Source organism: Scandinavium hiltneri (assembly GCF_024764835.1).
In the GTDB taxonomy this organism is placed as follows: Bacteria; Pseudomonadota; Gammaproteobacteria; order Enterobacterales; family Enterobacteriaceae; genus Scandinavium; species Scandinavium hiltneri.
Genome location: NZ_JALIGE010000075.1, coordinates 477,906 through 490,253, shown reverse-complemented (window position 1 = coordinate 490,253; position 12,348 = coordinate 477,906). Strand labels below are relative to the sequence as shown.

General features: G+C 47.8%; 15 protein-coding genes and 3 pseudogenes. 8 read left to right on the top strand and 10 right to left on the bottom strand.

Annotation, left to right across the window (positions count from 1 at the left end):
- The 8 genes and pseudogenes from MUU47_RS17350 to MUU47_RS17315 all read right to left on the bottom strand — a co-directional run.
- Nucleotides 1-379, bottom strand: a pseudogene (locus MUU47_RS17350) (group II intron reverse transcriptase/maturase); the annotation flags it as partial.
- Nucleotides 380-876: 497 nt separating this feature from the next.
- A pseudogene (locus MUU47_RS17345) lies at nucleotides 877-1,647 on the bottom strand (IS66 family transposase); the annotation flags it as partial.
- A gap of 49 nt (nucleotides 1,648-1,696) precedes the next feature.
- Complete coding sequence (gene tnpB / locus MUU47_RS17340; RefSeq protein WP_258989384.1) at nucleotides 1,697-2,044, bottom strand: IS66 family insertion sequence element accessory protein TnpB; 348 nt, start codon at nucleotides 2,042-2,044, stop codon at nucleotides 1,697-1,699.
- Nucleotides 2,041-2,421: an IS66-like element accessory protein TnpA gene (tnpA, locus tag MUU47_RS17335; RefSeq protein ID WP_258989383.1), complete on the bottom strand. Its 381-nt coding sequence runs from the start codon at nucleotides 2,419-2,421 to the stop codon at nucleotides 2,041-2,043. Before tnpA ends, tnpB begins: the two co-directional genes overlap by 4 nt.
- Nucleotides 2,422-2,531: 110 nt before the next feature.
- Complete coding sequence (gene radC / locus MUU47_RS17330) at nucleotides 2,532-2,975, bottom strand: RadC family protein (RefSeq protein ID WP_258989382.1); 444 nt, start codon at nucleotides 2,973-2,975, stop codon at nucleotides 2,532-2,534.
- A complete protein-coding gene (locus MUU47_RS17325; RefSeq protein WP_258989381.1) occupies nucleotides 2,972-3,508 on the bottom strand; it encodes a hypothetical protein in 537 nt (178 codons plus the stop codon). The genes radC and MUU47_RS17325 overlap by 4 nt, the downstream gene beginning before the upstream one ends.
- A 93-nt stretch (nucleotides 3,509-3,601) precedes the next feature.
- Nucleotides 3,602-4,012, bottom strand: coding sequence for a DUF2787 family protein (locus tag MUU47_RS17320; RefSeq protein WP_374684759.1), 411 nt, complete (start codon nucleotides 4,010-4,012; stop codon nucleotides 3,602-3,604).
- A 256-nt stretch (nucleotides 4,013-4,268) separates the two neighbouring features.
- Nucleotides 4,269-4,652 carry a hypothetical protein gene (locus tag MUU47_RS17315; protein WP_258989380.1) on the bottom strand — a complete coding sequence of 128 codons (384 nt, stop codon included), beginning with the start codon at nucleotides 4,650-4,652 and terminating at the stop codon, nucleotides 4,269-4,271.
- Between the two features lie 132 nt (nucleotides 4,653-4,784).
- Here MUU47_RS17315 and MUU47_RS17310 point away from each other — a divergent pair, with 132 nt between their 5' ends.
- The 7 genes and pseudogenes from MUU47_RS17310 to MUU47_RS17280 form a co-directional block, all read left to right on the top strand.
- Nucleotides 4,785-5,072 carry a helix-turn-helix domain-containing protein gene (locus MUU47_RS17310; protein ID WP_258989378.1) on the top strand — a complete coding sequence of 96 codons (288 nt, stop codon included), beginning with the start codon at nucleotides 4,785-4,787 and terminating at the stop codon, nucleotides 5,070-5,072.
- A 500-nt stretch (nucleotides 5,073-5,572) separates the two neighbouring features.
- Nucleotides 5,573-5,893 carry a hypothetical protein gene (locus MUU47_RS17305; RefSeq protein WP_258989377.1) on the top strand — a complete coding sequence of 107 codons (321 nt, stop codon included), beginning with the start codon at nucleotides 5,573-5,575 and terminating at the stop codon, nucleotides 5,891-5,893.
- A gap of 15 nt (nucleotides 5,894-5,908) precedes the next feature.
- On the top strand, nucleotides 5,909-6,244 hold the full coding sequence (locus MUU47_RS17300) for a hypothetical protein (RefSeq protein WP_258989376.1): 336 nt from the start codon (nucleotides 5,909-5,911) through the stop codon (nucleotides 6,242-6,244).
- Between the two features lie 67 nt (nucleotides 6,245-6,311).
- Complete coding sequence (locus tag MUU47_RS17295) at nucleotides 6,312-6,809, top strand: hypothetical protein (RefSeq protein WP_258989374.1); 498 nt, start codon at nucleotides 6,312-6,314, stop codon at nucleotides 6,807-6,809.
- On the top strand, nucleotides 6,806-7,486 hold the full coding sequence (locus MUU47_RS17290; protein ID WP_258989373.1) for a hypothetical protein: 681 nt from the start codon (nucleotides 6,806-6,808) through the stop codon (nucleotides 7,484-7,486). The genes MUU47_RS17295 and MUU47_RS17290 overlap by 4 nt, the downstream gene beginning before the upstream one ends.
- 258 nt (nucleotides 7,487-7,744) lie before the next feature.
- A protein-coding gene (locus MUU47_RS17285; RefSeq protein WP_258989400.1) for an IS3 family transposase occupies nucleotides 7,745-8,952 on the top strand; the annotation gives its coding sequence in 2 pieces (ribosomal slippage) (nucleotides 7,745-8,066 and nucleotides 8,066-8,952; 1,209 coding nt in all).
- Between the two features lie 95 nt (nucleotides 8,953-9,047).
- Nucleotides 9,048-9,479: pseudogene (locus tag MUU47_RS17280) on the top strand (integrase core domain-containing protein); the annotation flags it as partial.
- A 74-nt stretch (nucleotides 9,480-9,553) separates the two neighbouring features.
- Here the strand turns inward: MUU47_RS17280 and MUU47_RS17275 are convergent.
- Both MUU47_RS17275 and MUU47_RS17270 read right to left on the bottom strand, forming a co-directional pair.
- The gene (locus tag MUU47_RS17275; protein ID WP_258989372.1) at nucleotides 9,554-10,342 is read right to left on the bottom strand and encodes a DeoR/GlpR family DNA-binding transcription regulator; all 789 of its coding nucleotides are present in this window, start codon (nucleotides 10,340-10,342) and stop codon (nucleotides 9,554-9,556) included.
- A gap of 38 nt (nucleotides 10,343-10,380) precedes the next feature.
- Nucleotides 10,381-11,277, bottom strand: coding sequence for a PfkB family carbohydrate kinase (locus tag MUU47_RS17270; RefSeq protein ID WP_258989370.1), 897 nt, complete (start codon nucleotides 11,275-11,277; stop codon nucleotides 10,381-10,383).
- A 172-nt stretch (nucleotides 11,278-11,449) separates the two neighbouring features.
- On the opposite strand from MUU47_RS17270, the gene yihU reads away from it, so the two are divergent.
- Complete coding sequence (gene yihU, locus MUU47_RS17265; protein ID WP_258989369.1) at nucleotides 11,450-12,340, top strand: sulfolactaldehyde 3-reductase; 891 nt, start codon at nucleotides 11,450-11,452, stop codon at nucleotides 12,338-12,340.
- Nucleotides 12,341-12,348 lie beyond the last annotated feature (8 nt).

The window sequence follows — 12,348 nt, the reverse complement described above, 5'->3', positions numbered from 1 at the left end:
CCTGTGCAACGGCATCATGCGCCGATTTTCCCGGTCGATAGCCAAATGAAGAATCGCTGAACAACAGGTCCCACTGTGGTTCCAGCATCATCTTGACGGCCATCTGTGCTACACGATCGCTGACAGTGGGGATCCCCAATGGACGAGTTTTCCCGTCTGACTTAGGAATGTCCACCCGCTTCACCGGCGGCGGCATATAACAGCCAGAGCTTAACCGATTCCAGATCTTGTAAAGATTCCGGGCCAGATTATGCTCAAACGCTTCAATTGTCATTCCATCCACACCAGCTGATCCTTTGTTGGCTTTGACCGCCAGCCAGGCTCTCCAGATAATGGTTTTATCGATCAGATAAGGTTTTGCTTTGTTCAAATTAATCATCCTGTCAGCAGTTGTTGCTTTAAACAAAGCTGAATAACGTTCCCCCTTCGCTCCAGCACCATTACAGCGCTTTCATCACTACTACGGGGAACTCCGTCCCTGTACGCCGCATCGGTACTCTTTCTGCGCGGTGTTCTGCCGCAGTTTCTCCCTTAGCATCGGCGTGTCAGGTTCACACGTTCCGTATCTGAGCCTGAGCAGAGATCATGCCACCTCAATGCCGGTTGCCGGATGGTCAGTAAACAGGTTTCCACCATCCTTATCCCGGGGTAACGACAAGAACCCGGTTTTGACAACGCTTACACGTAACGACACTTGTCCAGTGGTTCACTCGCGTTCATCTTCTCTGCTCCTACCTGACGGCTTCTTGCCGCCTTTTCCCCAGCGCTTCCTGCTGTGGCTCTTTACCACAACAGTCTGAGGTGGTTTGTATCCTCCTCCTGTAAGGCGAATACGGAAGGCCATCTTCCATCTCAGACACAGCATGGGCGGAGCCTTCCCGGTTCCGTCCTTCGTGTCACACTATCATCGGCATGGAGTTTTCCGTCGGTCAGGACATAGCCCTGAAGCGCCTCCTCCAGCGGTGACAACAGCCGGCTGCATGCATCCACCCAGCCCGACAGCAGTGAACGGCTCAGTTCCACACCCTGGCGGCTGTATATTTCTGACTGGCGGTACAGCGGGGTATGCTCTGCATACTTTGAGGTCAGCACACGAGCCAGCAGCCCCGGCCCGGCGATACCCCGCTCGATGGGGCGTGAAGGCGCGGGAGCCTGCACGATGGCGTCGCATTTTGTGCAGGCATGTTTTTCCCGCACGGTCCGGATAACCCGGAAGGCGCTGCGCATCAGCTCCAGCTGTTCGGCGGTATCTTCGCCCAGATAGCTCAGCGCACCGCCGCAGTCCGGGCAGCATGCCTCTGCCGGCAGCAGGCGTTGTTCATCGCGTGGGAGTGATTCGGGGAACGGTTTACGGGCGCGGGTCTGCCGCAGGGGGCGCTGCACTGCCGGGTCATCCACCCGACCGGTCAGTGCATCGCTTTCTTCCTGCAGCCGGTTCAGGTCGGCCTCCATCTGCGCGATACGGCGAGAGACTTTTTCAGAGCTGCTGCCGAAGTTCATCCGGCGGAGCTTATCCAGCTGCGCCTGCAGATAGTCTATTTCGCGCTCCCGGTCGGCCAGCTTTTCCAGCAGGACACGGTTCAGCGCTTCCTGTCCGGCAAGGCGCTGTTTCAGCAGAAGGATATCGTCAGAAGAGGTGTCGTTCATAAGCCCGCATTTTACCAGGCTTATTCAGCGACAACCAGGATAAAGAGGCCTACAGCATGGTCAGGGAGGTCAGCAACCGCTTCGGCTGTCGCCAGTCGATGCCCTCCAGCAACATTGCCAGCTGCGCCGGGGTGAGGAAGACTTTGCCGTCGCGGGCTGACGGCCAGGCGAAGCGACCGCGCTCCAGCCGTTTGGTCAGCAGGCACAGCCCGTCTCCGGTAGACCACAGCAGTTTGACCTGGTTGCCACTGCGGCCCCGGAAGATGAAGACGTGGCCGGACATCGGATCATCTTTCAGCGCCGTCTGCACTTTTGCAGCCAGCCCGTTGAAGCCGTTGCGCATGTCGGTGATACCGGCAACCAGCCAGATCTTGGTCCCGGAAGGTAACGGGATCATCGCTTCAGTTCCTGTATCAGCAGAGTCAGGAGTTTTTCGCTGACAGTGCCGTTGAGGCGAAGCGTCCCGTGCCGCAATGTTACCTCACAGCTGATACTGAGGGCCTCAGGAGCCTCTGCGAGCGGTTCTGGCTGTACGGCGGTGGCATCGAGAGTCACAGGAAGTAGCTGAGGATCCTCTGAGGAAGGTAATAGCAGCTTTCCCTCGCGCCATTGTTGGCGCCATTTGAATAACAGATTGGCGTTGATGCCATTTTCGAGCGCCAGTTTTGATATCGACACGCCGGGCGCACAGGAAGCCGCCACGAGCTGCTGCTTATATTCGGGAGGATAATTAGGGCAGCCTTTACGCCTGCCGGGAGTCACATTTTTCTGCATATCTGACACTTTGGTTCCCACTACTTATTTGGTGGACACCACTTTGTCGGATGAATCAGATTATGACCAGACGGCACTCGCTGGACGCTTACTATTAAATAAAGTTACTTTCAAACCAGTCCGAGCTCTGCCATAGAAACCGTCTGATCACCCGCCACGATAAAATGGTCAAGTACGCTGACATCAATTAACGCCAGTGCCTCCCTGATTTTCACAGTGACATCTTTGTCCGCCTGGCTTGGGCTGGGGTCTGCACTGGGATGGTTATGAACCAGGATGACGGCCGCCGCATGATAGCGAATAACCGCCTTCACTATTTCACGGGGATAAACCATGGTTTGATTAAGCGTCCCCTGGAACAGTTCCTCATAAGCCAGCACCCTGTACTGTGTGTCCAGCATGAGGATGCCAAACACCTCCCTGTCGTTCTGGCTCAGCTGGAACAGGAAATAATCACGGACATCCTGTGGTGATTTCAGCTTAACCCCTTGCCTGACATGTCGGGTCAGAATGTGCCTCGCCTGGGCAATGATTGCGCGCTCTTCAGCATTCACTGGATATCCTCACTACGCTCAATGAAATAGATGGCTTCCGGATAAAGATGGTAAGAACCTTCTCTGCGTCGCAATGAATAGCGCGTCCGCTTTATTCTGGTGTAATCCCAGCTGTCGTAAAAATGGAGATACTCATTATCAATATGTGTGATGACGGACCAGTGATACTGGTCACTAATCAGTATTGCCCCGTCCTCATGGCTTGTGAGAAAGGCCTGGCAATCTTTAAGTATTTGTTCCGTCTGCTGCGTACGCTGCATCCTGAATGGCTGACTAATGGTAATGGGATATTTGCTGTACCGGGCTTTTTTCAGGCACTTTAGTAATATGTCCATTTGTGATGAGTTCATGCCACTGGTTAAGCATTCAATAACAGGCCAGTGCTGGTCATAATATTGCACCAGTGTTTTAAAAAGAGGTTTTCGCTTTATACGGTTACCATATAGCCAGTGCATCATATTCACAACACTATAAAAACCACACAGATTATCCAGATCACCTTGTTGTGATGCATTAAAAATTTTTCGTTCCATAATTGAGTCACATCATTGAAACTCATGACGTCATGATAATAGTAATTCCGCGCGCATTATTTCTTGTTTAAACGGTCGAGATCTGCTGTATCACTATGATACAGTTACCGTGTATATCCCCACCTTCCAGTACTGAATGAAATTCCTTTGCCAAAGCTCAAATAATTCACCACCTTCCTCTGCATCGATGTCCCCCATGACATAATACCATATGTAACCCATTGACCATGATACATCGAACTCTTTTTCCAGTTCTGGATACACTCGCCCCATATAGCTAAAGTCAGTCAGATAATCAAAATGCCATTCATTATTTCGACGTACCAGTCTGATTTCAACCGGATGGAATCCACCATTTTCAGCGGAGTATTGTTGATCACGAAAATTAAGTGTCACGTCTGTCTTCATTGAATCAATAACACCTGATAAAGTCATCTCTTCATACAATATATTGATTAACGCAGAACTAATGGGTACATTAATATTGGATTGATGAATAATCATTTTAGTATTCACGCTACACTTTCCAGGTAATTTCACATAGCGCTATCAATAATTATTTATTCACATGATTTTAATTTGGACATGCACATAAAGAATATTAATAGCATTGATATGCTGGCATATATATAAACTCAACCAGCCAGCGTAATAAACACTATCAATAAATAATGAGTAATGCAAATAATTTCACAAAGAAACTATTTGCACTGTATTTTATAAAACCGTATTTTTAGCAGACTAGTGAGGGATATTTTATTTATTTCGTATCATCTGATAAATCGACAGAAACCTGCTCCAGTACTATTTTCAGCATTTTTTCACGCGAGGCAGGTTTCATTGTCTTGAAAAGCTGTATCCAGAGATTCAGTTGCTCATTTTCAATGGAGGACACAGTCTGCAGTCCCCCACGTTCACTCTTCAACGTCATCCCCGCCGCACTGATATGATACTCGAAACCTTTATGACCGGTTCTCTTCCTTTTGATCTCAGGATGTATTTCAGCCAGCTTCTCCAGCCGTATACGGGCACCCCGCGCCGTTGAAGGCATCCCCTTCATTCCAGTAAATGCCTGAGCAGTCAACCATTGCGAGGGATCTGTAAAGTCTACTTTGGTAGCGGCCTGCAATGTACGTTCGGTCATATTTCTTCCCATAAAATCACACGGAATATCAATGCGTTGGTTAAATGGTCACAAAAAAACACAAAGGAAATATTGAAAAGTTCCTTTTATTCCCTTTTAATGTTTAAGTACTAAGTCCATGGAGTTAATACCGTGAATAACCGAATAGCATCGCAAAAAAAACAAACTATGGGAACCCTGAAGGACTGGCATCGTGCTGATATCGTGGCTGCGCTACGTAAACGGGGAATGAGTCTGGCGCAGTTATCTCGTGATCATGGGTTAGCCTCCAGGACATTAAACAATGCCTTTGAACGTCACTATCCCAAGGCAGAAAGCCTGATAGCACAGGCGCTGGAAATGTCCCCGGAACAGTTATGGCCAAGCCGGTATACGGGCAAAACGTTGAGCAAATTGTTGCCCGGTGATCGCGATAAATAACAGAGATGAGTCAGCCTTAACCGTAAACAAGTGAGTGTTGTTAACATACCTGGCTCATCCGGAAGTGAGGTATTTGTTAACGCAGAATGCCGAACAAAAGGAATTAAACTGACACTTCCCATTCAATCTTTAAGTATCTTTTAAGTGAATCATGTGGAGGATTGGAAGGAAAGAACAGTGAGCAAAACACCGACATATGAAGAGTCTGCTGGGCATGCAGCTCGCTATCCTGGTAGTTAAACGTTAAGCATCAGACTGGCCAGATTGCAGGTTACAACAACAGCGCCATGAGTGCCTGCTGGCGTGTCGCTTATTTTTTAGTGTCACAGAAAACCAGATGTGCAACAGGGGCGCTATTATCAGCCGCTATTACGGGCATCGGCAGGTGGCATAAATATTCAGCATCAGATATCGCTTGTGTTTATGCCACACCATACACAGACATCCAATATTGGGATCGTCTTATATATCAAACTTTGATAAACAGGGTTAAATGAGCCATGAAAAAATTACTTTATGTACTACCTGTATTTCTTTTGGCGGGATGTGGTGATAAAGCACCAAAATGCAGCGGTGAGGATTCAATTGGCGTTGTAAAAAAAATATTAACACGCGAGTACCTGCAGAAAGGGCTAATAAAACTCACTGAGGTTAATGTGCAGGCTATCCGCACCATAGGTGTTGATAAAGAGGTTGATATCTCTCATTGTGCTGCCAGTGTGTCAATGAAAGATGACGCTGATCGTGAATATCAAAAGGACATAACCTATGACACGCAGTATACGGATGATAAGTCACAAATTTATGTCACGATTAACTGAGTGCAGGAGAAAACTATGTCACTGAAAAACAATTTGCAGAATAATGGTTCAAAAGAACACGAAAGCAGTGATCCATTCCAGAATAAGTTAAGAAATGGTGGCTTTGGACTTACGAAAACATTTTGGCTGTACTGGTTTTTACCCGTGCTGGCTCTTGAGATTCTTGACCCTATTATCAATGAACATCATGTAAGTAGGATTTTACAATATTCTATACTAGCCTTGAGTTTTTTCATAATACCTTGTATTAAGAACACGACAGGTAAGAAGGCCTGGCGAATAATGGCAATATTATTTGTTATTTTTTACTTGATTCTGGATGCATTTGCATTATATCTGTTTCCTTTTTGATACCTATGACGGTGTTCATTAAACCATCATAGATATCACCGTCAAACAAATTATAAGAGGTTTAAAGATGAAAAATGCGATAGTTATATTACTCTTTCTATCATCCACATCCTCTGCGACAGAGCTTCATCGCATCGCAGACCTGAATCAGAAAAAGGTGACTGATAACGCTGTCATATCCACGAAGGGCCACTGGAACAATTTAGAGATAACGCTAAATGGCACCACAGACCCGAATGATGTTAATGCCGCAATGTATGGCACATGTAATGTTGACATGGACAAGTCTGACTACAGTCATTCCGTCAAAAAGTCGGATGAAGGGAATGATATTCATGAATACAACTATACTGCTGACCAGTGTAAAGCAAAAGTAGAGATCATTGACATGAATAAACAAGAGGCCCGGGTTACATTGTCAGATCAATGCCAGGTTTACTGCGGGGTCCAGGGTGATATTCATTCACTGGATGGTTACTACCGTCAGTATCGCCCTGGGAGAAGCTGTTATTTTCTCATGGTTGCATCTGGGGGCGCCGCCCCCTTTGCTCAGGATACCGAATGACTGATTTTATGATATCCATGCTATACAGCAATAAAGAACGGAAAGGTCTGACATCCCGGATAATACATGAACATAAATATCTGAAGAAATATACTTCGTACTCAACATTCTATCAGAATCAGAATGCATATGACGTTTACAAAGAAAAACCATTATATGATATCGAACATAACGCGCCCCCATATTTTGTATTTATTAGAACAACGGACACTCTATATCCTCAATATGATAATGAAGATTGTTTTGAGGTGACAGTTTTAGATACGAATCGAAAACAACTGGTATTCTACTTTCTCTGTTTTGTTGAGGGGTTAAGTATTTGTCCTGTTACATGGTTTACACCAGAATTTAAGTCTGCAAGCCCTTATTTGCATGATCTTCTGGATGTATTTTTTGAGGATTTAATGAAAAAATATGCTCTACGCATAGATCATCGACAGGGGTATTCAGCTCATACTTATTTCTGGGTGAAACGGGCGCGTTACCTGTCAGAACAAGGTCATCAATTGTTCTTATGCAACAGGAGGTCTCATGCTCGCACACTCATTCACCCCAATAATATTAATCCACATCATATGAACCGAAAGAAAACTAACTATTACTATTTAGTCGTGAACAAAAACTATCATTTGGCAGTGCCACCTTCGGCTTGCAGCCTCCACCCGATTACCGGATGAATTGCAACAGCATCATTCCACATATCTATTCCATAGTTATTTCTTGCCAGACGGTTATCGACCTGTACACGCGCGAATGTTTGGGAATCTGCGTTCAACAGAAGTGGCAGAAATGCTGAACAGCATAGCGCTCATGCGGGCAATTAATTGATAATTTTTCCTCTGAATGATGTGGCCCCCTGAAACTCCAGACAGTATCTGTATCTCCAGATAAGAGATAGGCTTGAATATATGTCTAACACTAACGCCAATTTTGAGATGACCGGGATCCTGTTAGGGCAAGAAGTTCGTAAACGTAAAACTCCTCAGGAGAAGATAGCCATTATCCAGCAGACGATGGAGCCGGGCATGAATGTCTCCCATGTCGCCCGCCTGCATGGTATCCAGCCCAGCCTGCTGTTTAAGTGGAAGAAGCAATATCAGGAAGGCAGCCTCACCGCCGTTGCGGCCGGAGAGGAAGTCGTTCCTGCTTCTGAGCTTACGGCTGCTCTGAAGCAGGTCCGGGAGCTTCAGCGCCTTCTGGGCAAGAAGACGATGGAAGTTGAGATCCTGAAAGAAGCTGTGGAGTACGGTCAGTCGCGAAAATGGATAGCGCACGCGCCCTTGTTGCCAAAGGACGGGGAATAGCCCTGGTCAGCCGCACCATGGGCGTGTCGCGTGCGCAGTTGTCACTGCGGATTAACCGTTCTGCCGACTGGCAGGACATGCGCTGTAACCGGCGTAATGACGAAGCAGACGCAGAAATACTGTCGGCTATCCTCAACATTATCCGCGATATGCAGAGTTATGGTTATCTACGGGTGTGGGGCATCCTGCGCAAGCAACGTCGCACAGAGGAACAGCCACCTGTGAACGCCAAACGGCTTTACAGGATAATGAGCGAGCATAACCTGTTGTTGTTGCATGACAAACCAGAGCGACCGAAGCGTGAACATAAGGGAAAAATCGCGGTGGCAGAAAGCGATATGCGCTGGTGTTCAGATGGCTTCGAGTTCGGCTGCGACAACGGCGAAAAACTGCGGGTAACGTTCGCGCTGGACTGCTGCGACCGTGAGGCCATAGACTGGGCAGCAAACACGGGAGGCTATGACAGTTCGACCGTGCAGGATGTGATGCTGAGGTCGGTGGAAAAGCGCTTCGGCGACAGGTTACCCGACACAGCGGTGCAGTGGCTGACGGATAACGGTTCAGCGTATACCGCGTATGAAACGCGGAGGTTCGCGAGAGAGCTGAATCTGGAGCCCTGCACAACAGCGGTGAGCAGCCCGCAGAGTAATGGCATGGCCGAACGGTTCGTGAAAACGATGAAAGAAGACTATATCGCGTTCATGCCAAAACCGGATGTGAGAACAGCACTGCGAAACCTTGCTGCAGCGTTCACGCATTACAATGAAAACCACCCGCACAGCGCGCTGGGATATCACTCCCCGAGGGAATACCGGCGGCAGCGTGCATCGTTAACTTAAGATACAAAAGCTGTCCGGAGATGGCGGGTCAAGATCACCGGATGAATTGCAACAGCATCATTCCACATATCTTTTCCATAATTATTTCTTGCCAGACGGTCATCGACCTGTACACGCGCGAATGTCTGGGGATCTGCGTGGGGCAGAATCTGCGTTCAACAGAAGTGGCAGAAATGCTGAACAGCATAGCGTTCAGGCGGCCCTTACCGCAGTTGCTGAAAACCGATAATGGTTCTGAATTTGCAGGAAAAATGCTGGACAGATGGGTGTATGAAAGAGGCATCAGAATTGACTTCTCGCGTCCGGGAACAGCGACGGACAATGCGACGGTGGAGTCCTTCAACGGCAGGTTACGGCAGGAATGTCTGAACGAGAACTGGTTCATGTCTCTGGAGGATGCATGGTGCAAAATCGAGGCCTGGCGCATACACTATAACCAGAGGCGTCCCCATTCTGCACCGGGCTGGATGACCCCGTCAGAATTTGCTGAGAAGTCTGCCGGTTGCCAGAATAAACAACCAACATGAAGCCGGTTATTCCTGATTATGACTGGATCATATTCGGGGGTCAGGGTCACCATTTATTCGGGGTTACCGCGTCCTTAATACTCTTCTTGTTCTGCAACGATCAATTCCACTTTTTCCTGCTCCAGTAACTGACTGAAAGCCGCAGGCGGTTTTACATCCGTGAAGAAGGTTTTTGCTGTTCGGGCATTTCCAATAGCAACTGCCGCAGAGGCGTGAAATTTTGTATGGTCAGCTACTAGCAGTGTGTGCCTTGAGTGCGCCATCATTGTTTTAGCAATAGTGGCCTCATTAACATCAAACTCCAGTAAAGTGCCGTCAGTTTCGATGGCTCCAACACTGGTAATTAAGTAATCCGCTCGGAAACCTTCAACAAAATTCACGGCACTTGGGCCGATAATTCCGCCATTATGTGAGCGCAGGGTTCCTCCTGGTACCATCACTTCAATATCCTGATTTTTGTAGAGAATTTGAGCAACGCGCAGGCTGTTAGTAATAATTCTTAGATCTCGTCGTCCCAGCAAAGAACGGGCGATAGCTTCAACTGTCGTACCAATGGTGATAAACACAGTACATCGCTCTGGAATATAATCGGCAATCGCTTCTGCCATCGCCTGCTTTTCCTGAGTGAGTGATAATTCTCGCTGCTCAAAGGAGGTGTTCATCACGCTGGAAACGCGACCCGCACCGCCATGATGGCGGGTAATCAAACCCTGTTCGCTAAGTTTACGAATATCGCGTCGCACGGTTTGGGTGGAAACATCCAGTAGTTGTGCCAGATCTTCAATATTCATATAGCCACGTTCAGCAATATAGTGAACGAGTTGATCGTGCCGTGGATTACCGGTCAGTTCAGTGATACTCATGAACACTCCTGTTTGATTCCCTATCAGTGCGCACTATTTTACGCGTAAAGTGACAAAAATGTTGCGGTTTGCTCACGATTAGGGATCCCTGAGCGCCCCCCCGGTTGAGTACACTTCATTGCAGCGACCGCCGTTGCGAAACGAATTGATTCATCGATAAATTTATTTTCCGCAAGTGCGGCCGCCAGAGCACCGTGGAATACATCACCCGCACCAGTAGTATCAATGACATTGACAGAAAAAGCCGGAAGATGACACAAACGCTCATTATCTATCCACAACGTACCTTCCTCTCCCTGCGTGACATAGACGTGACCTTCCGTAAAGCTGACCGCCTTTTTTAATCCCTCATGCACATCAGAAATTCCGGTCATGCAGCTTAATCCTGGAGTGGAAAAGACAGCATGGTCAGCCAGTGCAACTAATGGAGCAATATTTTGCGGCGTGACGTCGGCATCCAGCAAAGTCGCAACACCCGCCCGATGTGCCAAAGTGAATGCACGTTGTGTTCCATCATGCCAGCGGACATCACCCAGCACCATGTCATAGACAGAAAAATCTATCTTTTCAATCCATCGAGCATCCATTGGTAAATCAGGGCTAGGATAGTTAATGATGATGCGCTCACCCTGTTCATCCACCAGAATAGCTGATTGTGATGACCGCGCTTGTGGGTACTGACGGCAATAATGCGTATTAACACCATAACCGTTTAGCTCGGTAATCAATGTGTCTCCACAACTATCGTCACCCACGCGACCAATGAAATCGACTTCCACACCTAACCGTGCTATCGCGACAGCGGCAGTTGCGGCAGGCCCACCTCCTGCTTCTAAGTACTGATGCGCCTGATATTTCCCTCCGCCATTTGGCAGGGCGTTAACTGTATAAATTCGATCCTGAACGGCAATCCCGACACAAGCAATTTTGGTCATATCTGTCTATTCCATGTGGTAGTTGTCATCGTTTGTTTATTTTAATGACATAAATGATCAAATTAGTGATGCACATCTGGTTTTTAACCATAAATTACAAATATGCTCAAAAACAGACAAAAATAGCTGTTTGGTGTGTTTGTTTTTGGTCACTCAGTGCAGGAGATAATAAATGACAACTATCGCTTTTCTCGGGCTCGGTCAAATGGGATTCCCGATGGCCAATAACCTGGTCAAAAAAGGACATAGTCTGAAGGTTTTTGATCTTAACCCGCAGGCAGTAAGCCAATTGGTCAGCGCAGGTGCTGTTGCAGCGTTGACGCCAGCGGATGCTGCACAGGATGCAGAGGTGGTAATCACGATGCTGCCAAATGGCGATATCGTCAGGCAGGTGCTGATGGGTGAACAGGGGGTATGTGAAACCCTATCTCCTGAAGCACTGATTATCGATATGTCTACTATTCATCCCTTACAGACCGATGCCCTTATTGCAGAGATGAAAGAAAAGGGCTTTGCCATGATGGATGCACCAGTCGGTAGAACATCTGTTAATGCGCAAGATGGCACGCTTCTTATTCTGGCAGGGGGTTCTCCCGATCAGGCCGAACGTGCTCGCAACATACTTTTATGTATGGGTTCGGAAATTGTCGAAGCTGGCGGTCCTGGGATGGGGATCCGCGTCAAACTTATCAATAACTATATGAGCATCGCTTTAAATGCCCTCTCGGCCGAGGCGGCGGTACTATGCGAGTCGTTGGGTCTGGATTTAAACGTGGCAATTAAGGTGATGACAGGCACGGCTGCGGGCAAAGGTCATTTCACCACCACTTGGCCGGGCAAAGTCCTGAAAGACGATCTATCACCGGCCTTTATGGTTGATTTGGCACTGAAAGACCTGCGGATCGCTATCGATGTTGCACGACAGACAGGTGCTCCACTTGGTATGGGTAAGGTTGCCGAAACCTATTATCAGGCGGCAACTGAAGCCGGACGAGGACGACAGGACTGGAGTGCGCTGTTATCTGAGATTCGCGAAATGTCTGGCCGCGTAAATAAACATTAATTTTGCTT

What these genes read in the sequence shown, in the direction of transcription:
- MUU47_RS17300 (WP_258989376.1), top strand. Translation starts at nt 5,909, where the DNA reads ATGTCACTGAAAAACAATTTGCAGAATAATGGTTCAAAAGAACACGAA.
- MUU47_RS17320 (WP_374684759.1), bottom strand. Translation starts at nt 4,012, where the DNA reads ATGATTATTCATCAATCCAATATTAATGTACCCATTAGTTCTGCGTTA.
- tnpB (WP_258989384.1), bottom strand. Translation starts at nt 2,044, where the DNA reads ATGATCCCGTTACCTTCCGGGACCAAGATCTGGCTGGTTGCCGGTATC.
- MUU47_RS17325 (WP_258989381.1), bottom strand. Translation starts at nt 3,508, where the DNA reads ATGGAACGAAAAATTTTTAATGCATCACAACAAGGTGATCTGGATAAT.
- MUU47_RS17270 (WP_258989370.1), bottom strand. Translation starts at nt 11,277, where the DNA reads ATGACCAAAATTGCTTGTGTCGGGATTGCCGTTCAGGATCGAATTTAT.
- MUU47_RS17275 (WP_258989372.1), bottom strand. Translation starts at nt 10,342, where the DNA reads ATGAGTATCACTGAACTGACCGGTAATCCACGGCACGATCAACTCGTT.
- yihU (WP_258989369.1), top strand. Translation starts at nt 11,450, where the DNA reads ATGACAACTATCGCTTTTCTCGGGCTCGGTCAAATGGGATTCCCGATG.
- MUU47_RS17295 (WP_258989374.1), top strand. Translation starts at nt 6,312, where the DNA reads ATGAAAAATGCGATAGTTATATTACTCTTTCTATCATCCACATCCTCT.
- tnpA (WP_258989383.1), bottom strand. Translation starts at nt 2,421, where the DNA reads ATGCAGAAAAATGTGACTCCCGGCAGGCGTAAAGGCTGCCCTAATTAT.
- MUU47_RS17315 (WP_258989380.1), bottom strand. Translation starts at nt 4,652, where the DNA reads ATGACCGAACGTACATTGCAGGCCGCTACCAAAGTAGACTTTACAGAT.
- MUU47_RS17290 (WP_258989373.1), top strand. Translation starts at nt 6,806, where the DNA reads ATGACTGATTTTATGATATCCATGCTATACAGCAATAAAGAACGGAAA.
- MUU47_RS17305 (WP_258989377.1), top strand. Translation starts at nt 5,573, where the DNA reads ATGAAAAAATTACTTTATGTACTACCTGTATTTCTTTTGGCGGGATGT.